Origin of the sequence: Pseudomonas sp. NFACC51 (assembly GCF_900103575.1) — a bacterium.
GTDB classification, from domain to species: domain Bacteria; phylum Pseudomonadota; class Gammaproteobacteria; order Pseudomonadales; family Pseudomonadaceae; genus Aquipseudomonas; species Aquipseudomonas fluorescens_Q.
The window spans coordinates 161,423-186,470 of record NZ_FMXH01000008.1 but is presented as its reverse complement, the minus strand read 5'-3'; the positions used below and the strand labels follow the sequence as shown (position 1 = coordinate 186,470).

Genomic DNA, 25,048 nt, shown 5'->3' with positions numbered 1-25,048 from the left:
CGATGTGTTCCTGGTGCTGGGGTTTTGCGCCGGTGGCCGAGGCGCTGGTAGAGCAGGCGCAGGCCGCGGGGGTGGAGTTGCACCTGGTGGTGGGTGGTTTGCGCACCGGCAGCGGTTCGGCGCTGGAGCCGACCACCCGGCGCTACATTCTTGAACACTGGCAGGCCGTTACCCAGGCCACCGGCCAGCCCTTCAAGCTTGAAGGCGCGCTGCCGGACGGTTTCGTCTACGACACCGAGCCTGCCTGCCGGGCACTGGTCACGGCCCGCAGCCTGGCTCCGGACCTGGCCTGGAAGTTGGTGAAGCTGATCCAGCAGGCTTTTTATGTGCAAGGCCGCGACGTGACCCACGCCAGCGTGCTGGTGGAGCTGGCCGAACAGGCCGGGCTGCCACGCATCGAATTCGCCGCGGCCTTCGATCGCGCCGATCAACATGCGGCCACGGCTGCGGATTTCACCTGGGTACAGGACCTGGGCATTGCCGGGTTCCCCACACTGTTGGCCGAGCGCGATGGCCAGTTGGCCTTGCTGACCAACGGTTACCAGCCCCTGAGCCAACTGTCGCCTTTGCTTGGCCGCTGGCTGGAGCGCGCGACCTGTGCCTGACCGGCCACCAGATACATCGGCCTCGCAGCGCATCGACCGGTTGAGTTGGGCGGAAATCCGTCGCCTGGCCCTCAAGCATAAAAAAGCCCTGTGGATCGCCAATGGCGTGGCCGTGCTGGCGACGCTGTGCAGCGTACCGATCCCGTTGCTATTGCCGTTGCTGGTGGATGAAGTCCTGCTGGGGCATGGCGATACGGCCCTGAAAGTCATGAACCAGGCGTTGCCCATGGGCTGGCAGCGCGCGGCCGGCTACATTGGACTGATGTTGCTGGTAACCCTGGCCCTGCGCTGTGGCGCATTGTTGTTCAACGTGCTGCAGGCGCGCTTGTTCGCCCGCTTGGCCAAGGACATCGTCTATCGCATTCGCATCCGCTTGATCGAACGTCTCAAGCGAATTTCCCTGGGCGAATACGAAAGCCTGGGCAGCGGTACCGTGGCGGCCCATCTGGTCACCGACCTGGACACCCTGGACAAATTCATCGGCGAAACCCTCAGTCGTTTCCTGGTGGCGATGCTGACCCTGGTGGGCACCGCCGGGATCCTGGTGTGGATGCACTGGGAGCTGGCGCTGCTGATCCTGCTGTTCAATCCGTTGGTGATCTACGCCACGGTGCAGTTGGGCAAGCGGGTCAAGCACCTCAAGAAGCTGGAGAACGACAGCACCTCGCGCTTCACCCAGGCCTTGACCGAAACCCTGGATGCCATCCAGGAAGTGCGCGCCGGTAACCGCCAGGGGTATTTTCTTGGCCGCTTGGGGATGCGCGCCAAGGAGGTCCGCGATTACGCCGTGAGTTCGCAGTGGAAAACCGATGCCTCGAACCGCGCCAGTGGTTTGCTGTTCCAGTTCGGCATCGATATTTTTCGCGCGGCGGCCATGCTCACCGTGGTGTTTTCCGACCTGTCCATCGGCCAGATGCTGGCGGTGTTCAGCTATCTCTGGTTCATGATCGGTCCGGTCGAGCAACTGTTGAACCTGCAGTACGCCTATTACGCCGCCGGCGGTGCCTTGAACCGGATCAATGAACTGCTGGCCCGGGCCGACGAGCCCCAGTACACGGGCGTCGTCGATCCGTTCAAGGGCCGTGACACGGTGGGCATCGAGATCCAGGGGTTGAGTTTCGGCTACGGCGAGGAACTGGTGCTCAACCAGTTGAACCTGTCCATCTCGCCGGGCGAGAAAGTCGCCATCGTCGGGGCCAGCGGCGGTGGCAAGAGCACCCTGGTGCAGTTGTTACTGGGGCTGTACACGCCACAATCAGGCAGCATTCGTTTCGGCGGCGCCACGCAACAGGAGATCGGCCTGGAGACCATCCGGGAGAATGTTGCAGTGGTGTTGCAACATCCGGCGCTGTTCAACGATACGGTGCGGGCAAACCTCGCCATGGGCCGTGAGTGCAGTGACGACGACTGCTGGCGTGCTCTGGAAATCGCCCAGCTCGATGCCACCGTACGGGCGCTGCCCCAGGGCCTGGAGAGCGTCGTTGGGCGTTCCGGGGTGCGGCTGTCGGGCGGACAGCGTCAACGGCTGGCCATCGCTCGCATGGTATTGGCCGACCCACGGGTGGTGATTCTCGACGAAGCCACCTCGGCACTGGACGCGGCGACCGAGTACAACCTTCATCAGGCACTGGCGCGTTTTTTGAGCGCACGCACCACGCTGATCATCGCCCACCGGCTCTCGGCGGTGAAGCAGGCCGATCGGGTATTGGTGTTCGACGGTGGGCAAATCGCCGAAGACGGCGACCATTTGCAGCTGATTGCCGAAGGTGGCCTGTACGCGCGACTCTATGGTCATTTGCAACAGATTCAGCAGCCTTGAGTTTCTAGCGCTTTTCTGCGCTTAGTATCGGAAAAAAAGCAGGCAAACACGCCGATTTTTCTGAATTCCACGCAAAGTCTGTCGATCTGTTCATCCATTCATTCGAAAGGTTGAAAACTAGCCTAGGCTATTGAGTCAGGAGCGGAATTCTGGCGGGTGTTCGTCTGGCAATACCTGTGCAAGGGACCTCATGAAGCAAAAGCAGACTCTCGGAACACCACGGCTGCTAGGCATCGTCTGGCCCTTTATTGCCGTCGTGCTATTTCAGGCATTGCTTGGCGGCGTCAGCCTTTACGTGCTGTCTGCCGTTCGCGGCTATGTGGCGGGGGAGAGTCTCTGGTCCAAGGGCCAGAAAGACGCCATCTATTATCTCAACCTCTACGCCGACAGCCGTGACGGGGCGATTTTCCGCAAATACCAGCAAGCCATCGCCGTCCCCGAGGGCGGCCATGAACTGCGCGTGGCGCTGGATCGCGAACCGCCGGATCTCGAAGCTGCACGGGCCGGGATTCTCCAAGGTGGCAACCATCCGGATGACGTTTCCAGCTTGATCTGGTTGTACCTCAATTTTCGTCACTTCAGTTACCTGGAGGAAGCCATCGATCTCTGGACGGTGGGCGACGGCTACTTGATCGAGCTGGATAACGTCGCCCGGCAGATGCACAACAGCATTACCGCAGGCCAGGCGTCGGAGGTGGATATCCGCGGCTGGAAGGCCCAGATCTTTGCGATCAACGATTCCGTTACCCCGGCTGCCAAGGCCTTCAGCGACGCATTGGGCGAGGGCTCGCGTTTCATCCTGCAGCTTTTGTTGGTGACCAATTTCGCCACCGCCCTGGGACTGATCGTCCTGGCGTTGTTGCGGACCCATAAATTGCTCGCCCAGCGGCAGGTGTTCGCCAACGCGCTGCAGATGGAGAAAGAGCGGGCGCAGATCACCCTGCAATCCATTGGCGACGGGGTCATCACCACCGACGTCGAAGGTGCCATCGCCTACATGAACCCCGCTGCCGAAGCGATGACCCATTGGAAGGCTGAACATGCGACGGGCTTGCCCTTGGCCGCGTTGTTCAATTTGCTCGATGACAATGCCCAGACCGAGGGGCTGACCCTGATCGAGCACATCCTCAGCGGTCGGCTCAGCGGTGCCAGCGAACATTCCAAGCTGATCCAGCGCCTGGATGGCAGTACCGTGTCGGTCACCCTGGTGGGCGCGCCAATCCGTCATGCGGGCAAGGTCAGCGGCGCCGTGCTGGTGTTGCATGACATGACCCAGGAGCGCCAATACATCGCCAACCTGTCGTGGCAGGCTACTCATGATGCCCTGACTGGCCTGGCGAACCGCCGGGAATTCGAGTATCGCCTCGAGCAGGCCTTGCACAACCTCACTCGCCAGGTCGGGCGTCATGCCTTGATGTTTCTCGACCTGGATCAGTTCAAGCTGGTCAACGACACCTGCGGCCATGCAGCGGGTGACGAATTGTTGCGCCATATCTGCGCCTTGCTGCAATCGGGGCTACGGGAAAACGACACCCTGGCCCGGCTGGGCGGGGATGAGTTCGGGATCTTGCTGGAGAACTGTTCGCCGGAAGCGGCGGAAAAAATTGCCGAAGGGCTGCGCCAGACCGTGCAGAACCTGCACTTTGTCTGGAAGGGCCGGCCGTTCGTGACCACCGTGAGCATCGGCCTGGTGCATATCGCCCAGACGCCGACGACCCTCGAGGCGTCCCTGCGGGCTGCCGACATGGCCTGCTACATGGCCAAGGAAAAGGGCCGCAACCGGGTCCAGGTCTACCATGCCGACGACTCGGAGCTGTCCCTGCGTTTTGGCGAAATGGCCTGGGTCCAGCGCTTGCACATGGCCCTGGAGGAAAATCGCTTCTGCCTCTACGCCCAGGAAATCGCCGCGTTGGGCCCGGGTGACCATGGCGGCGGGCATATTGAGATCCTGTTGCGCCTGCATGACGAAGCCGGGCGGATGATCCTGCCGGACAGCTTCATTCCCGCGGCGGAACGCTACGGCCTGATGACCTCCCTGGACCGTTGGGTGGTGGAGAATGTCTTCAAGATCATCCGCCAGTGCCTGAATGATTCGCGACAGGGGCCTATGGCGATGTGTGCGATCAATCTGTCAGGCACAACGATTGGAGACCAGGCGTTCCTCGATTTCCTGCGTAAACAGTTCGTGGCCTACTCGATTCCGCCGGAAATGATTTGTTTTGAAATTACAGAAACCAGCGCTATTTCGAATTTGGGCAGTGCGATCCGCTTTATCAATGAACTCAAGAGCTTGGGATGTTACTTCTCGCTGGATGACTTTTGCGCCGGAATGTCTTCATTCGCCTACCTGAAACATTTACCTGTAGACTTCCTGAAGATCGACGGGAGTTTCGTAAAGGATATGCTGGACGACCCGATTAACCGAGCAATGGTCGAAGTGATCAATCACATCGGCCACGTCATGGGTAAGCGCACGATTGCCGAGTTTGTTGAGACCGCCCAGATCGAGCAGGCATTGCTGGAGATAGGGGTGGATTACGCTCAGGGGTATGTGATCGAACGCCCGCAATTGTTTACCTGTGACACGTTGCAATGTCGGCCGGCCCGGCCGCAGCCGTTGTTATTCAAGGCCCCCGGCACGTTCCGCTGAAACTCTTGCTGATCTGGAAAATCACAATCAAAAGGAGCCCGACAGTGATCGACACATTCAACCGAACAGGCCCGCTCATGGACGCCACGAGCTATCCGAAATGGGCACAGCAGCTCATTACCGATTGCAGCGAGAGCAAGCGCCGGGTTGTCGAACACGAACTGTACCAGCGCATGCGCGACAACAAGCTCAGCGCCAGGACCATGCGCCACTACCTCATTGGTGGTTGGCCGGTCGTCGAACAGTTCGCTTTATACATGGCACAGAACCTCACCAAGACCCGCTTTGCCCGCCACCCCGGTGAGGACATGGCGCGTCGCTGGCTGATGCGCAACATTCGTGTCGAACTCAACCATGCCGACTACTGGGTCAACTGGAGCGCCGCCCACGGCGTGACCCTGGAAGACCTGCAAGCCCAGCATGTGCCGCCTGAGCTGCATGCCTTGAGCCACTGGTGCTGGCACACCAGTTCCTCGGATTCGCTGATCGTGGCCATCGCCGCGACCAACTATGCCATTGAGGGGGCCACGGGTGAGTGGTCGGCGCTCGTGTGTTCCAGCGGTGTCTACGCGGCCGCTTTCGCCGAGGAAGACCGCAAGCGGGCGATGAAATGGCTGAAGATGCATGCCCAGTACGACGATGCCCATCCTTGGGAAGCCCTGGAAATCATCTGTACGCTGGCGGGGATGAACCCAAGCAAAGCCCTGCAAACGGAGCTGCGCCAGGCCGTTTGCAAGAGCTATGACTACATGTACCTGTTCCTGGAGCGTTGCATGCAACTGGAGCAGTCGGAGACGGTGAGCAAGTCCTCATCCACCCGTGAGCGCCTGGCACTGGCCGGGAGCTGATTACTACCGCTACAGATAGCCACAACCTGTGGGAGCGAGCCTGCTCGCGAAGAGGTCTGGACAGTCGACGGGGAGGTTGACTGCAAGACCGCTATCGCGAGCAGGCTCGCTCCCACAGTTGTTCGGGTGACTACCGGCTGATGATCGCCGCAAGATTTTGTGGGAGCGGACTCGCTCGCGAAGACTTCGGCGCATTCAGCCTATTGATAGGCTGACCCACCGCTTTCGCGAGCAAACCCGCTCCCACAAGGATGTGGTGTTCTTGCATTCTTTCGTTGTTCAGCCAGCCATCGCCAGTCGATTACGGCCTTCGCGCTTGGCCACGTACAGTGCGCTGTCAGCCCTGCGCAGCAGGCTTTCCGATGATTCCCCCGGTAGCAGGGTGGCGCAACCCAGGCTGACCGTCAGCTCGATCCTTGTGCTCGCGGCGAAATAATCCTGGGCCTGGGCGGCGTAGCGCAGTCGTTCCCCGACCATGGCCGCAGCATCCCGGCTGGTATTGGCCAGCAGGATCAGAAACTCTTCACCGCCGAACCTGAACACCATGTCCACGTTGCGCAGTTGGCCCTTGATCGACTCGGCCACGGCCTTGAGCACTTCGTCGCCAACGCCGTGACCATGGCTATCGTTGATGCGCTTGAAATGGTCGATGTCGAGCATCAGCACCGACAAGGGTTGCGAATGACGCTTGGCCATGTCGATTTCACGCATCAGCGTCTGGTCCATGGCAATGCGGTTGCCGGTACCTGTCAGCGGATCGCGCAGGGCGCTCTGGGTGGCGGCCCGATAGAGCAACGCGTTGCGCAGTGGATACAGCAGCGCCGACATGCTGGATTCAAGGTCGCTTTGTTCGGCTTCGGTGAAGCGCTGGTTGCGACGGAATACCAGTTCGCCCAGGTGTTCGCCTTCATGGCTGAGGTTATAGCTGAGGGTGTGATGCCCGCGTTGCCCGAACTCCAGGCGCAAATCACTGGCTTTGTGCTGGTAAGCCAGCGCATCCAGGGGCACCAGCCGCTGGATTTCCCGGAAAAACAGGCCGAGGATTCGCTGTGGCTCCAGGCTGGTCTGCAGCTGTTGGCTCAGTTGCTGGCGCAATTGCGAAAGACTGACGGAGCGTGCCGCGAGCGGCGATGGCTGGCCAAGACCCAGACGCTGCAATTTGGCGCTGTCGAAGTCAATCGCGTTGATCTGGGTGGGCGTTTTCATATGGCGTTAGCCCCTAAGCTAAATCTGTCCTGGCAGGTTGGGTGTGGCGGCTTTGGGCTGCGCGTCGTACTGGTCCTTCAGTCCCGTAGGACACTGATTTGAGTTTAGTCTGCTTTCCCTGGCAGGCATAAGTCTCGTCTCAACGTCCACTACTTGCCGAACATGGCATGTTTGAGGAAGTTTAGAGCGAAAGTCGTGCCATTCGGTTCACTTCAATAAAAACCGCTTAGGAATCAATTTATTGGCGGCAAAAAGGGATATTTCCAGCGACGTGGGTTTGGCGGTTCGCTTGGTTGGGCATCGAATGGAGCCTGCATCGCGACGGTAAGTCGTCGCGATGCAGGCCGTGGCCATTATTGCGCGTTGAACGCCTGGCCATTGACGCCGGTGCTGTCCGGGCCCATGAGGTACAGGTAGACCGGCATGATCTCTTCGGGCGTCGGATTGTTGAGCGGGTTTTCCCCCGGGTAGGCCTGGGCTCGCATGCTGGTGCGGGTGGCACCGGGGTTGATGCTGTTGGCGCGCACGGCGGCGACGGTGTCGACTTCGTCGGCCAGGGTCTGCATCAGCCCCTCGGTGGCGAACTTGGACACGCCATAGGCGCCCCAGTACGCCCGGCCCTTGCGCCCGACGCTGCTGGAGGTGAACACCACGGACGCATCCTGGGACAGCTTGAGCAGGGGCAGCAAGGTGCTGGTAAGCATGAACATCGCGTTGACGTTGACGTGCATCACCCGCATGAAATTCTCACCGGACAACTGTTCCAGCGGTGTACGCGGGCCGATGATCGAAGCGTTGTGCAGCAGGCCGTCCAGATGACCGAACTCGGTTTCGATCATGGCCGCCAGTTCATCGTACTGATGAGGCAGTGCGGTTTCGAGGTTGAACGGGATCACCGCTGGCTGCGGATGACCGGCCGCCTCGATTTCATCGTAGACCTGGGTCAGGTTGGCTTCGGTCTTGCCCAGCAGCAGCACGGTGGCGCCATGGGCGGCATAGGCTTTCGCCGCTGCGGCACCGATACCGCGACCGGCGCCGGTGACCAGAATCACCCGGCCATTGAGCAGGTCGGGGCGGGCGGAATAATCAAACATAAAAAACCTCAACAATTAGAGCAGCACAGTACCGGTGACGAGGAAGCTTTTGTGGCAAAGAGGCTTTTGTGGCGAGGGAGCTTGCTCCCGCTCGGCGGCGCAGCCGTCGTCCAGGGGACCGCTTCGCGCTCCAGCGGGAGCAAGCTCCCTCGCCACAAGGGCTCAGTTCAGCAACTGCACAACGCGTTATCCAGCACTTCACGCAGCGCCGAAGGGTGGTCGATCACGACGTCCGCACCCCAGTGCTTCGGGTTGTCGTCCGGGTGGATGTAGCCGTAGGTCACCGCGCAGGTCTTGGTACCGGCGCTGCGTCCGGACTCGATGTCCCGCAGGTCATCGCCCACGAACAGCACGCTGGCCGGATCCAGGTCGAGCATCTTGCAGGCCAGGGTCAGCGGTTCCGGGTCTGGCTTGCTGTTCTTCACGTGATCAGGGCAGATCAGCACTTTCGAGCGCTCGGCCAGGCCCAGTTGCTGCATGATCGGCTCGGCGAAACGCACCGGCTTGTTGGTGACCACGCCCCAGATCAGGTTGGCCGCTTCGATATCGGCCAGCACCTCGGCCATGCCGTCGAACAAATGACTGTGGACCGCGCATCCCTTGAGGTAGCGGTCGAGGAACTCCTGGCGCAGTTCCTCGAACCCTGGTGATTCAGGGTCCATGGAAAAGGTCACCGCGACCATCGCCCGGGCACCGCCGGAAATCTCGTCGCGAATGTGCTGGGTGTTCATCGGAGGCAAGCCACGGTCGGCGCGCATGGCCTGGCAGATGGCGATGAAATCCGGCGCGGTGTCCAGCAGCGTGCCGTCCATGTCGAAGAGAACCGCTTTGAGACGCATCGACTTACTCCTCGCGCAGGGTCTGGATCATGTAGTTGACGTCAACGTCGGCGGCCAGCTTGTAGTGCTTGGTCAGCGGATTGTAGGTCAGGCCGATGATGTCCTTGACGGTCAGCCCGGCCGCGCGGCTCCAGGCGCCCAGTTCGGAAGGGCGGATGAATTTCTTGAAGTCGTGAGTGCCGCGCGGCAGCAGCTTCATGATGTATTCGGCGCCGATGATGGCGAACAGGTAGGCCTTCGGGTTGCGGTTGATCGTGGAGAAGAACACCTGGCCGCCGGGTTTGACCATACGGAAGCAGGCGCGGATGACCGACGACGGATCCGGCACGTGCTCGAGCATTTCCAGGCAGGTGACCACGTCGAATTGGCCGGGCATTTCTTCGGCCAGGGCTTCGGCGGTGATCTGCCGGTATTCCACGCTGACGCCCGACTCCAATTGATGCAGTTGCGCCACGGCCAGTGGCGCTTCGCCCATGTCGATGCCCATCACCGTCGCCCCGCGCTGGGCCATGGCTTCGCTGAGGATGCCGCCGCCACAACCGACGTCGAGCACCTTCTTGCCAGCCAGGTTGACCCGTTCGTCAATCCAGTTGACCCGCAGCGGGTTGATGTCGTGCAGCGGCTTGAATTCGCTTTCACGGTCCCACCAGCGATGGGCCAGGGCTTCGAACTTGGCGATTTCGGCGTGGTCGACGTTGCTCATGTGCAGATCCTCGAAAAGCTTGAAAAATCAGGTGCCCCGAGCCGTGGCTCAAGGGGCGTGGTTATTCGTTGTGGCCGCTGATGCGGCGACCCCAGGCCTGGGCCGTGGCGATCAGTCTTGATTCGTCCATGCGGGTCAGTCGGCCATCCTCCAATAACGGCTTGCCGCCCACCCACAGGTGTTTTACGCAATCGCGACCGGTGGCATAGATCAACTGCGACACCGGGTCGTAGATCGGCTGCTGGGCCAGGCCCGACAGATCGAAGGCCACCAGGTCGGCGGCCTTGCCCACTTCCAGCGAGCCGACAATCGCCTCGATGCCCAGCGCCCGGGCGCCATTGAGCGTGGCCATGCGCAGCGCCCGGTGGGCATCCAGGGCCGTGGCCGAGCCGGCGACGGCCTTGGCCAGCAGGGCCGCGGTGCGGGTTTCGCCCAGCAGATCCAGGTCGTTGTTGCTCGCCGCACCGTCGGTGCCGAGCGCCACATTGACGCCGGCCTGCCACAGGCGCTCCACTGGGCAGAAACCGCTGGCCAGCTTCAGGTTCGATTCCGGGCAGTGGATCACGCTGCAATTGCTTTCTACCAGCAAGGCCTGGTCTTCGTCGCTGATTTGAGTCATGTGCACGGCCTGAAAGCGTGGCCCCAGCAGGCCAAGTCGTCCCAGGCGCGCCAGTGGTCGCTCCGCGGTGTTATCCACAGCCTGCTGCACTTCGAAGGCGGTTTCGTGAACGTGCATATGAATGGCCGCGTCCAGTTCCTCGGCGATCACGCGGATTTTCTCCAGGTTCTCGTCGCCCACGGTGTAGGGGGCGTGCGGGCCGAATGCGACTTTGATCCGTGGGTGGTGCTTGAGGTCGCCAAACAATTCGATGCCCTGACGAATGGCTTCGTCGGCGCTGGCGGCACCGGGGATCGGGAAATCGAGGATTGGAATCGCGATTTGCGCACGAATACCGCTGTCGTGGACACACTCGCTGGCGATCTTGGGGTAGAAATACATGTCGGAGAAGCAGGTGATGCCGCCCTTGATCTGCTCGGCGATGGCCAGGTCGGTGCCGTCGCGTACGAAATGCTCATCGACCCATTTGGCTTCCGCCGGCCAGATGTGCTGTTCGAGCCAGGTCATCAAGGGCAGGTCGTCGGCCAGGCCGCGGAACAGGGTCATGGCTGCGTGGCCATGGGCATTGATCAGGCCGGGGCTGAGCAGCATGCCGGGCAGCTCACGGACCTGGGCGGCGTCACACCGGAGGGCTTCTGCCCGTGGACCAATGAACGCGATGCAGCCGTCGCGAATGCCCAGGCCATGATCCTTGAGCACTACACCGGCGGGTTCGACAGGCACCAACCAGGTCGGCAGCAATAATAAGTCGAGCGCAACGGCAGGCTTGGGCATCGTGGAACGGTTCCATGGGGTATAAAGGATGGCGAAGTATACCCGAGCGTCTTCGCGGAGGGATCGCTATAATCGGCGGCTTTTGTTCATGAGTACGGGGTGAAGGATGCGCGATCGACTATTGGCTGCGGAGAAGGTGAAGGCCATCGATTGGCGTGATGGCGTCCTGTACCTGTTGGACCTGCGTGTCTTGCCGTTCGAGGAAAACTGGATCGCCTGCACCTGTGCCGCCGATGTGGCCGAGGCCATTGGCTCGCTGGTGGTGCGCGGCGCGCAGGCCATCGGCATCAGCGCGGCTTATGGTGTCGTGCTGGCGGCGCGGACCAGGGTGGCCGAGGGCGGTGACTGGCAATCGGCCCTGGAGGCTGATTTTGCCTTGCTGGCCGAGGCCCGGCCGACAGCGGCGAACCTCTTCTGGGCGCTGGATCGGATGCGCGACCGGTTGGGGCGCTTGAAAGAGCACGCCGAGCCGCTGGCGGTACTTGAGGCTGAAGCCATCGCGATCCACGAAAGTGACCGCGAAGCCAACCTGACCATGACCCAGCTCGGTGTCGACCTGATCCGCAAGCACCAGGGCAACGCCCAGGCCATCCTCACCCACGGCAACACCGGCGCCCTGGCGAGCGGTGGCTTCGGCACGGCCTTGGGTGTCATCCGTGGCGCGTATATCGAAGGCATGGTGGAGCGCGTCTATGCCGACGAAACCCGTCCATCGCTGCAAGGCTCGCGCCTGACGGCGTGGGAGCTGGCCCGTGAGAGCATCCCGGTGACCCTCAACGCCGATTCCGTCGCCGCCCACATCATGAAGACGAAAGGTGTGACCTGGGTGATTGTCGGTGCCGACTGCATCACCGCCAATGGCGATGTGGCGAACAAGATCGGTACCTATCAACTGGCGGTCTGTGCCATGCACCATGGCGTGCGTTTCATGGTGGTGGCGCCGAGTTCGACCATCGATATGAGCCTGGCCTGCGGTGATGACGTTCCGGTCGAGGAGCGCGATGGACGTGAACTGCTGGAAATCGGCGGCAAGAGGCTCGGTGCGGAGGTGGACGCCTTCAACCCGACGTTCGATATCACCCCGGCGGATTTGATCGACGTCATCGTCACGGAGAAGGGCATCATCGAGCGTCCGGACACCGCCAAGCTGGCGCAGTTGATGTGCCGCAAGCGGTTGCACTGACGATTTCCAGAGGGTGATCTGCCGCCATCGCGGGCAAGCTCGCTCCCACAGTGGATAGGGCATGTCTGAAATTTCTGACATAAGAGTCCTTGTGGGAGCGAGCTTGCTCGCGATGAGGTCCTCAAAGGCAACAAATGCCTTGCATTTTCGCCCCGATTCTCCATCCGCAGCGCTTCTAAGCCCCTCTGGTCCCATATCAGCCTGTCACCGGTCAACTAACTACGCACCATGCGCATCTGGGGGATAGGTGCGTGGCGGCTCTTGTGATAACATCCGGCGGTTTCCAAGGCTGCCTCGCGAGGTGGCCTTTACTGCGCAGATCCATGGCATAACTCGTTGATTTGTCGTAAGTCGCTGCACGGCACTTGTTCTGCAGCGGCGAGCTTCGTTCGTCCCATCTGGATGTGACGAGGTTTCACCAGAAAAAGGAATCAGGCTTCTCATGGGCGAACTGGCCAAAGAAATCCTCCCGGTCAATATCGAAGACGAGCTGAAACAGTCCTACCTCGACTACGCAATGAGCGTAATCGTCGGGCGGGCGCTGCCGGATGCGCGCGATGGCTTGAAGCCCGTGCACCGGCGCGTGCTGTTCGCGATGAGCGAACTGGGCAACGACTTCAACAAGCCGTACAAGAAATCTGCCCGTGTCGTCGGCGACGTGATCGGTAAGTATCACCCCCACGGCGACACTGCCGTGTACGACACCATCGTTCGTATGGCGCAGCCATTCTCCTTGCGCTACCTGCTGGTAGACGGCCAGGGCAACTTCGGTTCCGTGGACGGCGACAACGCCGCGGCCATGCGATACACCGAAGTGCGCATGACCAAGCTGGCCCACGAACTGCTGGCCGACCTGCACAAGGAAACCGTGGACTGGGTGCCGAACTACGACGGCACCGAAATGATCCCGGCGGTCATGCCGACCCGTATCCCGAACCTGCTCGTCAACGGCTCCAGCGGTATCGCCGTGGGCATGGCGACCAACATCCCGCCGCACAACCTCGGTGAAGTCATCGACGGTTGCCTGGCCCTCATCGACAATCCCGAGCTGACTGTCGATGAGCTGATGCAATACATCCCGGGTCCGGACTTCCCGACCGCCGCGATCATCAACGGTCGCGCCGGCATCATCGAAGCCTACCGCACCGGCCGTGGCCGTATTTACATGCGCGCCCGTTCCACCGTCGAAGACATCGACAAGGTTGGCGGCCGCCAGCAGATCGTCATCACCGAGCTGCCGTACCAACTGAACAAGGCTCGCCTGATCGAGAAGATCGCCGAGCTGGTGAAAGAGAAGAAGCTCGAAGGCATCACCGAGCTGCGTGACGAGTCCGACAAGGACGGCATGCGCGTCGTGATCGAGTTGCGTCGTGGTGAAGTGCCTGAGGTGATCCTCAACAACCTCTACGCCCAGACCCAACTGCAAAGTGTGTTCGGCATCAACATCGTTGCGCTGATCGACGGCCGTCCGCGGATCCTGAACCTCAAGGACCTGCTGGAAGCTTTCGTACGTCACCGTCGCGAAGTGGTTACCCGCCGCACCGTGTTTGAACTGCGCAAGGCTCGCGAGCGTGGCCACATTCTTGAAGGCCAGGCCGTTGCCCTGTCGAACATCGACCCGGTGATCGCCCTGATCAAGGCCTCGCCAACGCCGTCGGAAGCCAAGGAAGCGCTGATCAGCACGCCTTGGGAGTCCAGCGCGGTGGTGGCGATGGTGGAGCGTGCCGGTGCCGATTCGTGCCGTCCGGAGAACCTCGACCCGCAATACGGCCTGCGCGAAGGCAAGTACTTCTTGTCCCCGGAACAGGCGCAAGCCATCCTGGAACTGCGCCTGCACCGCCTGACCGGCCTGGAACACGAGAAGCTGCTGGCCGAGTACCAGGAGATCCTCAACCAGATCGGCGAACTGATCCGCATCCTCAACAGCGCCACGCGCCTGATGGAAGTGATCCGCGAAGAGCTGGAAGTGATCCGCGCCGAATACGGCGACGTACGCCGCACCGAGATTCTCGATGCGCGCCTCGACCTGACCCTGGGCGACATGATCCCGGAAGAAGAGCGCGTGGTGACCATTTCCCACGGCGGCTACGCCAAGACCCAGCCGTTGGCCGCCTACCAGGCCCAGCGTCGCGGCGGCAAAGGCAAGTCGGCGACCGGCGTCAAGGACGAGGACTACATCGCTCACCTGCTGGTCGCCAACAGCCACACCACGCTGTTGCTGTTCTCCAGCAAGGGCAAGGTGTACTGGCTCAAGACCTACGAAATCCCCGAAGCGTCCCGCGCAGCCCGTGGTCGTCCGCTGGTCAATCTGCTGCCGCTGGACGACGGTGAATACATCACCACCATGCTGCCGGTGGAGGAATACACCGAAGGTCACTACATCTTCATGGCGACCGCCAACGGCACCGTGAAGAAGACTCCGCTGGAATCCTTCAGTCGCCAGCGTAGCGTCGGCCTGATTGCCCTGGAGCTGGACGAAGGCGACGTGCTGATTTCCGCCGCCATCACCGACGGCGAGCGTGAAGTCATGCTGTTCTCCGACGGCGGCAAGGTCACTCGCTTCAAGGAATCCGACGTTCGCGCCATGGGCCGTACCGCCCGCGGTGTGCGCGGCATGCGCCTGCCGGAAGGCCAGAAGCTGATTTCCATGCTGATCCCAGAAGAGGGCAGCCAGATCCTCACCGCTTCGGCGCGTGGTTATGGCAAGCGCACGGCCATCAGCGAGTTCCCTGAGTACAAGCGTGGCGGCCAGGGCGTGATCGCCATGGTCAGCAACGAGCGTAACGGCCGTCTGGTTGGCGCTGTCCAGGTGCTCGATGGCGAGGAGATCATGTTGATCTCCGACCAGGGTACCCTGGTGCGTACGCGGGTCGCCGAAGTCTCGAGCCTGGGTCGTAACACCCAGGGCGTGACGCTGATCAAGCTGGCCAGCGACGAAACGCTGGTAGGGCTTGAGCGGGTGCAGGAGCCATCGGAAGTCGAAGGCGAGGAGCTGGAAGGCGAGGAAGGCGTGGCGTTCGACGGCACCCTGGGTGCCGATGTCGACGACATGACCGGTGACCAACCGCTCGACGCTGCCGCAGACGAAGAAGAACCGCAGGACTAAGCGGACACGCGGGGGGCGGATGAAGATTCGCCCCCTTGTTGTTTGTCCCGTTTGAAAATTTGCGACACTGCACATTCTCCTGTGGGGCTGATGCTGCTCACTTAAGGTTTGTTTGATTCATTGTGGCGAGGGAGCTTGCTCCCGCTTGGGTGCGAAGCGCCCATAGAATGGGTCTGCTGCGCAGCCCAGCGGGAGCAAGCTCCCTCGCCACAGGTTCAGGGCAATCCTTACATGAGCGGTAGCTACCATCGGGTGATGGGTGAATGAAGATTTAAGTGACCACCAGATCAGAGCGAGATTGGATGTGAGCAAGAGAGCCTATAACTTCTGTGCCGGCCCGGCGGCGTTGCCTGAAGCGGTCCTGAAGCGTGCCCAGGGTGAACTTCTCGACTGGCACGGCAAGGGCCTGTCGGTCATGGAAATGAGCCATCGCAGCGATGAGTTCGTATCCATTGCCACCAAGGCCGAGCAGGACCTGCGTGATCTGCTGAACATCCCGTCCAACTACAAGGTGCTGTTCCTGCAGGGCGGTGCCAGCCAGCAGTTCGCCCAGATCCCGTTGAACCTGCTGCCGGAAAGTGGCAAGGCCGACTACATCGACACCGGTATCTGGTCGCAGAAAGCCATCGAAGAAGCTTCGCGCTACGGTCACGTCAACGTGGCTGCCACCGCCAAGCCCTACGACTATTTCGCGATTCCCGGCCAGAACGAATGGAACCTGTCCAAGGACGCGGCCTACGTTCACTACGCGCCGAACGAAACCATCGGTGGCCTGGAATTCAACTGGATCCCGGAAACCGGCGACGTGCCATTGGTGGCCGACATGTCCTCGGACATTCTCTCGCGCCCTGTGGATATCTCCCGTTTCGGCATGATCTACGCCGGCGCCCAGAAAAACATCGGCCCTAGCGGCATCCTGGTCAGCATCATTCGTGAAGACCTGCTGGGGCGTGCCCGTTCCCTGTGCCCGACCATGCTCAACTACAAGGTCGCGGCCGACAACGGCTCGATGTACAACACCCCGCCGACCCTGGCCTGGTACCTCTCTGGCCTGGTATTCGAATGGCTGAAGGAGCAGGGCGGTGTCGAGGCCATCGGCAAGCTCAACGAAGTCAAGCAGCGCACGCTGTATGACTTCATCGACGCCAGCGGCCTCTACAGCAACCCGATCAACAAGACCGATCGTTCGTGGATGAACGTGCCGTTCCGACTGGCCGACGACCGTCTGGACAAGCCGTTCCTGGCCGGTGCCGACGAGCGTGGACTGCTGAACCTCAAGGGCCACCGTTCGGTCGGTGGCATGCGTGCCTCCATCTACAACGCCGTCGACATCAACGCCGTCAATGCGTTGATCGCCTACATGGCAGAGTTCGAGAAGGAACATGGCTGATGTCTGAGCAAGAACTCAAGGCGCTGCGCCTGCGCATCGATGCCCTGGACGAAAAGGTCCTGGAGCTGATCAGCGAGCGTGCGCGCTGCGCCCAGGAAGTCGCCCGGGTGAAGATGGCCTCCCTGGCCGAAGGCGAAGTGCCGGTGTTCTATCGTCCTGAGCGTGAAGCCCAGGTGCTCAAGCGTGTCATGGAGCGCAACAAGGGGCCGCTGGGCAACGAAGAGATGGCGCGGTTGTTCCGTGAAATCATGTCCTCGTGCCTGGCGCTCGAGCAGCCGCTGAAAGTCGCCTACCTGGGGCCGGAAGGGACCTTCACCCAGGCCGCCGCCATGAAGCACTTTGGTCACGCCGTGATCAGCAAGCCAATGGCGGCCATCGACGAAGTCTTCCGCGAAGTGGCGGCCGGCGCGGTGAATTTTGGCGTGGTGCCGGTGGAAAACTCTACCGAAGGCGCGGTCAACCACACGCTGGACAGCTTCCTCGAGCATGACATGGTGATCTGCGGCGAAGTCGAGCTGCGTATCCACCATCACCTGTTGGTCGGCGAGAACACCAAGACCGACAGCATCAGCCGGATCTATTCCCACGCCCAGTCGTTGGCCCAGTGCCGCAAGTGGCTGGACGCCCATTACCCGAACGTCGAGCGCGTAGCGGTATCGAGCAACGCCGAAGCGGCCAAGCGGGTCAAGGGTGAGTGGAACTCGGCGGCGATCGCTGGTGATATGGCGGCCGGCCTCTACGGGCTGACGCGCCTGGCCGAGAAAATCGAGGATCGCCCGGACAACTCCACGCGGTTCCTGATGATCGGCAGCCAGGAAGTACCGCCGACCGGCGACGACAAGACCTCGATCATCGTCTCCATGAGCAACAAGCCCGGTGCGCTCCATGAACTGCTGGTGCCGTTCCACGACAACGGTATCGACCTGACGCGGATCGAGACCCGTCCGTCGCGCAGTGGTAAATGGACCTACGTGTTCTTCATCGATTTCGTCGGCCACCACCGCGATCCGCTGGTAAAAGGTGTGCTGGAGAAAATCAGTCAGGAAGCAGTGGCACTCAAGGTGCTGGGTTCCTACCCCAAGGCAGTTCTTTAAGGGCGGATAGCAAATGAGTGGCAACTTCCTCGCTCTGGCTCAGCCAGGCGTGCAACAACTCTCGCCTTACGTTCCGGGCAAGCCCGTCGACGAACTGGCCCGCGAGCTGGACCTGGATCCGGCCAGCATCGTCAAGTTGGCGAGCAACGAAAATCCGTTGGGCGCGAGCCCCAAGGCACTGGCGGCGATCCGCGACGAACTGGCCGAGCTGACCCGTTACCCCGATGGCAATGGGTTTGCGTTGAAAAGCCTGCTGGCCGAGCGCTGTGGCGTCGAGCTGAACCAGGTGACGCTGGGCAATGGCTCCAACGACATTCTTGAGTTGGTCGCCCGTGCGTACCTGGCACCGGGTCTCAACGCTGTGTTCAGCGAGCACGCGTTTGCGGTCTACCCGATCGCGACCCAGGCCGTGGGCGCGGATGCCCATGTGGTTCCGGCCAAGGACTGGGGGCACGATCTGCCGGCCATGCTGGCCGCCATCGATGCCAACACGCGGGTGGTCTTCATTGCCAACCCGAACAACCCGACCGGCACCTGGCTCGACGCCCAGGCCTTGGACGACTTCCTGCAAGACGTGCCCGCGCACGTGCTCGTGGTGTTGGACGAGGCCTACATCGAATACGCCGAAGGCAGCGATTTGCCCGATGGCCTGGATTTCCTCGCGGCCTACCCGAACCTGCTGGTTTCGCGCACGTTCTCGAAAGCCTACGGCCTGGCCTCGCTGCGGGTTGGCTACGGCTTGTCCACCGCCGTGGTGGCCGACGTGCTGAACCGCGTGCGCCAGCCATTCAACGTCAACAGCTTCGCCCTGGCAGCCGCCTGTGCCGCCTTGCAGGATGAGGCCTACCTGGCCGAAAGCCGTCGCCTGAACGCGGCCGGCATGCAGCAGTTGGAAGCGGGGTTCCGTGAGCTGGGCTTGAGCTGGATTCCATCCAAAGGCAATTTCATCTGCGTCGACCTGGGGCGTGTCGCTGCGCCGGTGTACCAGGGGCTGCTGCGCGAAGGCGTGATCGTGCGTCCGGTGGCCAACTACGGCATGCCGAACCACTTGCGCGTCACCATCGGCCTGCCAGCGGAAAACAACCGTTTCCTTGAGGCGTTGAGCAAGGTTCTGGCTCGTGGTTGATGTCACTTCGCTGCAACCTGCTGCCCCTATGATCGGTCGCCTGGTGGTGGTCGGCCTGGGGTTGATTGGCGGTTCGTTTGCCAAGGGCTTGCGTGAAAGCGGTCTGTGCCGCGAGGTGGTCGGTGTCGACCTGGATCCGCAGTCGCGCAAGCTGGCCGTGGAGCTGGGGGTGGTCGATCGCTGCGAGGATGACCTGGCGATCGCTTGTCAGGGCGCGGATGTGATCCAATTGGCGGTGCCGATCCTGGCCATGGAAAAACTGCTGGCGCGTCTGGCGACCATGAACCTGGGGCAAGCGATCCTGACCGACGTCGGCAGCGCCAAGGGCAACGTCGTGCGTGCGGCCACCGAGGCCTTCGGCGGGATGCCGGCGCGCTTCGTGCCCGGCCATCCGATTGCCGGTTCCGAGCAGAGCGGGGTGGAAGCCTCCAACGCCGAACTGTTTCGTCGCCACAAAGTGATCCTCACGCCGCTGGACCAGACGGATCCAGCCGCGCTGGCGGTGGTGGACCGTTTGTGGCGCGAACTGGGCGCTGATGTCGAGCACATGCAGGTCGAGCGTCACGATGAAGTGTTGGCGGCCACCAGCCATTTGCCGCACCTGTTGGCGTTCGGCCTGGTGGATTCGTTGGCCAAACGCAATGAAAATCTTGAGATCTTCCGTTACGCTGCCGGCGGTTTCCGCGATTTCACGAGAATCGCAGGAAGCGACCCGGTCATGTGGCACGACATCTTCCTCGCCAACCGCGAAGCTGTCTTGCGCACACTCGATACATTTCGCAGCGACCTCGACGCCTTGCGCGACGCGGTCGATGCAGGGGACGGGCACCAATTGCTGGGCGTTTTCACACGCGCCAGGGTGGCCCGCGAGCATTTCAGTAAAATCCTGGCCCGTCGGGCCTATGTGGACGCTATGAACTCCAACGATCTGATTTTCCTGGCACAACCTGGTGGCTCCCTGAGCGGGCGTATTCGTGTACCGGGCGATAAATCGATTTCCCACCGTTCGATCATGCTCGGCTCCCTGGCCGAAGGCGTGACCGAGGTGGAAGGCTTCCTCGAGGGTGAAGACGCCCTGGCAACGCTGCAAGCGTTTCGCGACATGGGGGTGGTCATCGAAGGTCCGCACCACGGTCGCGTGACCATCCATGGTGTCGGCCTGCACGGCCTCAAACCTGCTCCGGGGCCCATCTACCTGGGTAACTCCGGGACCTCGATGCGTCTGTTGTCCGGCCTGCTGGCCGCGCAAGACTTCGACAGCACCCTGACCGGTGACGCCTCGCTGTCCAAGCGCCCGATGAATCGCGTCGCCAATCCGTTGCGGGAAATGGGCGCGGTCATCGAGACGGCCGCCGACGGTCGTCCGCCGATGATCATTCGTGGTGGCAACAAGCTCAAGGGCCTGATCTACACCATGCCGATGGCCAGCGCGCAGGTAAAATCCTGCCTGCTGCTGGCGGGTCTCTACGCCGAAGGCAAGACCACCGTCACCGAACCGGCCCCGACCCGCGACCATACCGAGCGCATGCTGCGCGGCTTCGGCTACCCGGTCACGGTCGATGGCGCCACGGCGTCCGTCGAGTCTGGCAGCAAGCTGACCGCTACCCACATCGAAGTGCCGGGTGACATCTCCTCGTCGGCATTCTTCCTGGTGGCCGCTTCGATTGCCGAAGGTTCCGACCTGGTGCTCGAACATGTCGGCATCAACCCGACCCGCACCGGCGTTATTGACATCCTGCGCCTGATGGGCGCTGACATCACCCTGGAAAACCAGCGTGAAGTCGGCGGCGAGCCCGTGGCGGACCTGCGCGTACGAGCAGCTAAACTCAAGGGTATCGAGATTCCGGAGGCGCTGGTTCCGCTGGCCATCGACGAGTTCCCGGTGCTGTTCGTGGCGGCTGCCTGTGCCGAAGGGCGCACCGTATTGACGGGTGCCGAAGAGCTGCGGGTCAAGGAGTCGGATCGCATCCAGGTGATGGCTGATGGCTTGCTCGCCCTGGGCGTCAAGTGCCAGCCAACGCCGGACGGCATCATCATCGACGGCGGCCAGATCGGCGGCGGCGAAGTCCATGGTCACGGTGACCATCGTATCGCCATGGCCTTCAGTGTTGCGTCTTTGCGCGCCAGCGCGCCGATTCGCATCCATGATTGCGCCAACGTCGCGACGTCGTTCCCGAACTTCCTGGCGCTGTGCGCGCAGGTCGGTATCCGAGTAGCACAAGAGGCGCAGTCGTGAACATCAAGGCACCGGTCATCACCATCGATGGCCCAAGCGGTTCGGGCAAGGGCACCGTCGCCGGGATCCTGGCCAGGCAGTTGGGCTGGAACCTGCTCGATTCGGGTGCCCTGTATCGTCTATTGGCGTTCGCTGCCGCGAACCATGGCGTCGACCTGACCAACGAAGAGTTGCTCAAGGCGCTGGCGGCTCATCTGGACGTGCAATTCATTGCCGCGACCGACGGTCAGCTCCAGCGCATCATTCTGGAAGGTGACGAAGTCAGCGACGTCATTCGTACCGAAAGCGTGGGGGCCGGGGCCTCCCAGGTCGCCGCGTTGCCGGCGGTACGCGAAGCCTTGCTGCAACGCCAGCGTGCCTTCCAGGAGCCGCCGGGGCTGGTGGCCGATGGTCGTGACATGGGCACGGTGGTCTTTCCTGACGCGCCGCTGAAGATTTTCCTCACCGCCAGTGCAGAGGAGAGGGCGCGTCGCCGATATTTGCAGTTGAAGGGCAAAGGCGAGGATGTTAGTCTGTCGAGTCTGCTAGATGAGATCCGTGCACGCGATGAGCGTGACACCCAGCGCGCAGTAGCCCCGCTCAAGCCGGCGGCCGACGCGATACAGCTGGATTCCACGGAGTTGTCCATCGATCAGGTGCTGCAACGCATCATGAGCGAGATCGCCATTCGCGATATCGCCGGGTGACAGGAAGCTCCGCAGGGGACCAGTCATAGTCCTGCGGCGCTTCTTTTATATGAAACTAACCCACATCGTCTGGGGTGTGGAGATGGGCGTTTACTTCGCCCTAATCAACAGGAATTAAAATGAGCGAAAGCTTTGCGGAACTCTTTGAAGAAAGCTTGAAAACCCTGAACCTTCAGGCAGGCTCCATCATCACCGGCGTTATCGTTGATATCGATTACCAAGCTCGCTGGGTAACCGTTCACGCTGGTCTGAAGTCTGAAGCGCTGATCCCGCTTGAGCAGTTCTACAACGACGCTGGCGAACTGAACATCAACGTCGGTGACGAAGTTCACGTTGCGCTGGACTCGGTTGAAGATGGTTTCGGTGAAACCAAGCTGTCCCGTGAAAAAGCCAAGCGCGCTGAATGCTGGATCGTTCTGGAAGCGGCCTTCGCAGCTGAGGAAGTGGTCAAGGGCGTTATCAACGGTAAGGTTAAAGGCGGCTTCACTGTCGACGTTAACGGCATCCGTGCGTTCCTGCCAGGTTCCCTGGTTGACGTCCGTCCAGTGCGCGATACCACGCACCTGGAAGGCAAAGAGCTGGAATTCAAGGTCATCAAGCTGGACCAGAAGCGCAACAACGTTGTCGTTTCCCGTCGCAGTGTCCTGGAAGCCGAGAACTCCGCCGAGCGTGAAGCTCTGCTGGAATCGCTGCAGGAAGGCCAGCAGGTCAAGGGTATCGTCAAGAACCTCACCGATTACGGCGCATTCGTCGATCTGGGTGGCGTCGATGGCCTGCTGCACATCACCGACATGGCCTGGAAGCGTATCAAGCATCCTTCGGAAATCGTCAACGTTGGCGACGAGATCGATGTCAAGGTTCTGAAGTACGATCGCGAGCGCAATCGTGTTTCCCTGGGCCTCAAGCAACTGGGTGAAGATCCATGGGTCGCTATCAAAGCCCGTTACCCAGAAAGCACCCGCGTCACCGCTCGTGTTACCAACCTGACCGACTACGGCTGCTTCGCTGAGCTGGAAGAAGGCGTTGAAGGCCTGGTACACGTTTCCGAAATGGACTGGACCAACAAGAACATCCATCCTTCGAAAGTCGTACAAGTCGGCGACGAAGTGGAAGTCATGGTTCTGGACATCGACGAAGAGCGTCGTCGTATCTCCCTCGGCATCAAGCAGTGCAAGTCCAACCCATGGGAAGACTTCTCTGGCCAGTTCAACAAGGGCGATAAAATCTCCGGCACCATCAAGTCGATCACCGATTTCGGTATCTTCATTGGTCTGGACGGCGGCATCGACGGTCTGGTTCACCTGTCCGACATCTCCTGGAACGAAGTGGGCGAAGAAGCCGTACGCCGTTTCAAGAAGGGCGACGAGCTGGACACCGTTATCCTGTCGGTTGACCCAGAGCGCGAGCGCATCTCCCTGGGCATCAAGCAACTGGAAAGCGATCCGTTCTCCGAGTACGTTCAAGAGAACGACAAAGGCGCAATCGTTAAGGGCATCGTGAAAGAAGTTGACGCCAAAGGCGCCATCATCACTCTGGCCGACGATATCGAAGCGACTCTGAAAGCCTCCGAAATCAGCCGTGACCGCGTTGAAGACGCGCGCAACGTTCTGAAAGAAGGCGAAGAAGTAGAAGCCAAGATCATCAGCGTTGACCGCAAGAGCCGCGTAATCCAGCTCTCCATCAAGTCGAAAGACGATGCTGAAGAGAAAGAAGCAATCCAGAGCCTGCGCGACAAGCCAGCTACCTCTGACATTGCTGCTGGTCCTACCACTCTGGGCGACCTGTTGCGTGCACAAATGGAAAAACAGAACTGAGTTCTGTCAGACCATAGAAAAAGGGCGACTTCGGTCGCCCTTTTTTGTGCCTGCGAAATGTCAAGATTCTCTGCAAGCTGCTGCCGATGGCAGAGTTCATTCGGGACGCTGCGAAACCAACCCATCAACCCAGCTGTCTCTTTTATGAAGCGGATCAATAATCTATTCAGGGCGTGGCTCCGACTTGTATAAATGATCGATCCGGACCTCTGTCTAAAGGAACTGAATGAACAAGCTCTTTCTGGTGTTGAGTATCTTGGTGCTGGCCGCTTGTTCTACAAGCGCCAAGACCCACGCAGTGCGTGGTGTCAGTGGTATCGAGGTCGACTGCTCGGGGTTGGGTTCCGGTTGGGAGAAGTGCCACAAGAGAGCCGCAAGAGAGTGTAAAGGGGCTGGCTACAAGGTGGTTACCCGATCTGACGACGCGAAGGATGAAGATCAGTACCCCTTTGGTTTCAATCCGGCTGGCTATCTGACTCGTACGATGCTGGTCATCTGTCGATAGCATCTCCCTGCTTGCGCACAAAGAGGCGGTAGGGGAGTCAAGAAGAATGTCAATACTTGGGCTGTTCAAATCCCTCCGGTCATGCTAAAACCTTTTCAAGCGATTTTCCTAGCTGCTTGAAAAAGAAGGGAAAAATATGACGAAGTCGGAGTTGATCGAACGAATTGTCACCCATCAAGGGCTACTCTCATCCAAGGATGTGGAGCTAGCCATCAAGACCATGCTTGAACAAATGTCCCAGTGCCTGGCTACGGGGGATCGCATCGAGATCCGCGGTTTCGGCAGCTTCTCCCTGCACTACCGCGCTCCGCGGGTTGGGCGCAACCCCAAAACGGGCCAGTCCGTCAGCCTTGATGGAAAGTTCGTTCCTCATTTCAAACCAGGCAAAGAGCTTAGGGATCGTGTGAATGAGGAGGAGGGGGATGGACTTTAACGAGGCGTAAAAAAAAGGTATATTTATGGGGAACTTTAAGCGTTTGGCTGTTGTCGTACTTGCGCTGCTCGTGGCTTCAGCTATTGTACTTTTCGTGCTTGAAAATAATCAGTCTGTCGCGCTGCTGTTCTTGGGATGGTCAGCTCCGCAACTTCCTGTTTCGGTTTTTGTGCTACTGGCGCTTCTCGCGGGCATGATGATCGGCCCTTTGCTTGCATGGTTTGTGGGCGCGCGTCGGCGGTTGAAATAATGGATGTGTGAGCCCAAGAGTCTTGGAGTAAGGATCACTGCCTACAATTTTTCTGACTTTGGGTGTAT

Annotated in this window: 20 protein-coding genes; 15 read left to right on the top strand and 5 right to left on the bottom strand. The window is 60.7% G+C overall.

Annotated elements, in window-relative coordinates; translation table 11 throughout:
• Positions 1-2: 2 nt before the first annotated feature.
• The 4 genes from BLT00_RS17770 to BLT00_RS17755 all read left to right on the top strand — a co-directional run bounded on the left by BLT00_RS17770 (position 3) and on the right by BLT00_RS17755 (position 5,922).
• On the top strand, positions 3-605 hold the full coding sequence (locus tag BLT00_RS17770) for a DsbA family protein (RefSeq protein WP_170845901.1): 603 nt from the start codon (positions 3-5) through the stop codon (positions 603-605).
• Positions 598-2,424, top strand: a complete 1,827-nt coding sequence (locus BLT00_RS17765; protein WP_092144926.1) for an ABC transporter ATP-binding protein — start codon at positions 598-600, stop codon at positions 2,422-2,424. Before BLT00_RS17770 ends, BLT00_RS17765 begins: the two co-directional genes overlap by 8 nt.
• A gap of 190 nt (positions 2,425-2,614) precedes the next feature.
• Positions 2,615-5,074, top strand: coding sequence for an EAL domain-containing protein (locus tag BLT00_RS17760; RefSeq protein WP_092144924.1), 2,460 nt, complete (start codon positions 2,615-2,617; stop codon positions 5,072-5,074).
• A 77-nt stretch (positions 5,075-5,151) separates the two neighbouring features.
• Positions 5,152-5,922: an iron-containing redox enzyme family protein gene (locus BLT00_RS17755; protein ID WP_219737843.1), complete on the top strand. Its 771-nt coding sequence runs from the start codon at positions 5,152-5,154 to the stop codon at positions 5,920-5,922.
• A 279-nt stretch (positions 5,923-6,201) separates the two neighbouring features.
• Here the strand turns inward: BLT00_RS17755 and BLT00_RS17750 are convergent, their stop codons facing one another.
• The 5 genes from BLT00_RS17750 to BLT00_RS17730 form a co-directional block, all read right to left on the bottom strand.
• Positions 6,202-7,128 (bottom strand): GGDEF domain-containing protein, encoded by a 927-nt coding sequence (locus BLT00_RS17750; RefSeq protein WP_092144922.1) that lies wholly within the window; start codon positions 7,126-7,128, stop codon positions 6,202-6,204.
• 353 nt (positions 7,129-7,481) lie between these two features.
• Positions 7,482-8,222, bottom strand: a complete 741-nt coding sequence (locus BLT00_RS17745; RefSeq protein WP_018602937.1) for a YciK family oxidoreductase — start codon at positions 8,220-8,222, stop codon at positions 7,482-7,484.
• A gap of 167 nt (positions 8,223-8,389) precedes the next feature.
• Positions 8,390-9,061 (bottom strand): N-acetylmuramic acid 6-phosphate phosphatase MupP, encoded by a 672-nt coding sequence (gene mupP, locus BLT00_RS17740; RefSeq protein ID WP_063322362.1) that lies wholly within the window; start codon positions 9,059-9,061, stop codon positions 8,390-8,392.
• 4 nt (positions 9,062-9,065) lie between these two features.
• Entirely contained in the window at positions 9,066-9,764 is a 699-nt protein-coding gene (gene ubiG / locus BLT00_RS17735; protein WP_063322361.1) for a bifunctional 2-polyprenyl-6-hydroxyphenol methylase/3-demethylubiquinol 3-O-methyltransferase UbiG, read from the bottom strand.
• Between the two features lie 61 nt (positions 9,765-9,825).
• A complete protein-coding gene (locus BLT00_RS17730) occupies positions 9,826-11,157 on the bottom strand; it encodes a TRZ/ATZ family hydrolase (RefSeq protein WP_092144920.1) in 1,332 nt (443 codons plus the stop codon).
• A 106-nt stretch (positions 11,158-11,263) separates the two neighbouring features.
• Here BLT00_RS17730 and mtnA point away from each other — a divergent pair, with 106 nt between their 5' ends.
• From mtnA to BLT00_RS17675, 11 genes are all read left to right on the top strand, one after another.
• Positions 11,264-12,340, top strand: coding sequence for an S-methyl-5-thioribose-1-phosphate isomerase (mtnA, locus tag BLT00_RS17725; RefSeq protein WP_092144918.1), 1,077 nt, complete (start codon positions 11,264-11,266; stop codon positions 12,338-12,340).
• 442 nt (positions 12,341-12,782) lie between these two features.
• Positions 12,783-15,446 carry a DNA gyrase subunit A gene (gene gyrA, locus BLT00_RS17720; RefSeq protein ID WP_063322358.1) on the top strand — a complete coding sequence of 888 codons (2,664 nt, stop codon included), beginning with the start codon at positions 12,783-12,785 and terminating at the stop codon, positions 15,444-15,446.
• A 304-nt stretch (positions 15,447-15,750) separates the two neighbouring features.
• The gene (gene serC / locus BLT00_RS17715; protein WP_003199231.1) at positions 15,751-16,836 is read left to right on the top strand and encodes a 3-phosphoserine/phosphohydroxythreonine transaminase; all 1,086 of its coding nucleotides are present in this window, start codon (positions 15,751-15,753) and stop codon (positions 16,834-16,836) included.
• A complete protein-coding gene (gene pheA / locus BLT00_RS17710) occupies positions 16,836-17,930 on the top strand; it encodes a prephenate dehydratase (protein ID WP_003199233.1) in 1,095 nt (364 codons plus the stop codon). The genes serC and pheA overlap by 1 nt, the downstream gene beginning before the upstream one ends.
• A 13-nt stretch (positions 17,931-17,943) precedes the next feature.
• Positions 17,944-19,056: a histidinol-phosphate transaminase gene (hisC, locus tag BLT00_RS17705; protein WP_092144916.1), complete on the top strand. Its 1,113-nt coding sequence runs from the start codon at positions 17,944-17,946 to the stop codon at positions 19,054-19,056.
• A 28-nt stretch (positions 19,057-19,084) separates the two neighbouring features.
• Positions 19,085-21,292 carry a bifunctional prephenate dehydrogenase/3-phosphoshikimate 1-carboxyvinyltransferase gene (locus BLT00_RS17700; RefSeq protein WP_256572779.1) on the top strand — a complete coding sequence of 736 codons (2,208 nt, stop codon included), beginning with the start codon at positions 19,085-19,087 and terminating at the stop codon, positions 21,290-21,292.
• The gene (gene cmk, locus BLT00_RS17695; RefSeq protein ID WP_014337227.1) at positions 21,289-21,978 is read left to right on the top strand and encodes a (d)CMP kinase; all 690 of its coding nucleotides are present in this window, start codon (positions 21,289-21,291) and stop codon (positions 21,976-21,978) included. The genes BLT00_RS17700 and cmk overlap by 4 nt, the downstream gene beginning before the upstream one ends.
• Positions 21,979-22,097: 119 nt before the next feature.
• Positions 22,098-23,792 (top strand): 30S ribosomal protein S1, encoded by a 1,695-nt coding sequence (gene rpsA / locus BLT00_RS17690; protein ID WP_014337228.1) that lies wholly within the window; start codon positions 22,098-22,100, stop codon positions 23,790-23,792.
• Positions 23,793-24,018: 226 nt separating this feature from the next.
• Positions 24,019-24,297, top strand: coding sequence for a hypothetical protein (locus BLT00_RS17685; protein WP_072340466.1), 279 nt, complete (start codon positions 24,019-24,021; stop codon positions 24,295-24,297).
• 136 nt (positions 24,298-24,433) lie between these two features.
• Positions 24,434-24,730 carry an integration host factor subunit beta gene (gene ihfB / locus BLT00_RS17680; protein ID WP_072442827.1) on the top strand — a complete coding sequence of 99 codons (297 nt, stop codon included), beginning with the start codon at positions 24,434-24,436 and terminating at the stop codon, positions 24,728-24,730.
• A gap of 25 nt (positions 24,731-24,755) precedes the next feature.
• On the top strand, positions 24,756-24,980 hold the full coding sequence (locus BLT00_RS17675) for a lipopolysaccharide assembly protein LapA domain-containing protein (protein WP_092144912.1): 225 nt from the start codon (positions 24,756-24,758) through the stop codon (positions 24,978-24,980).
• Positions 24,981-25,048 lie beyond the last annotated feature (68 nt).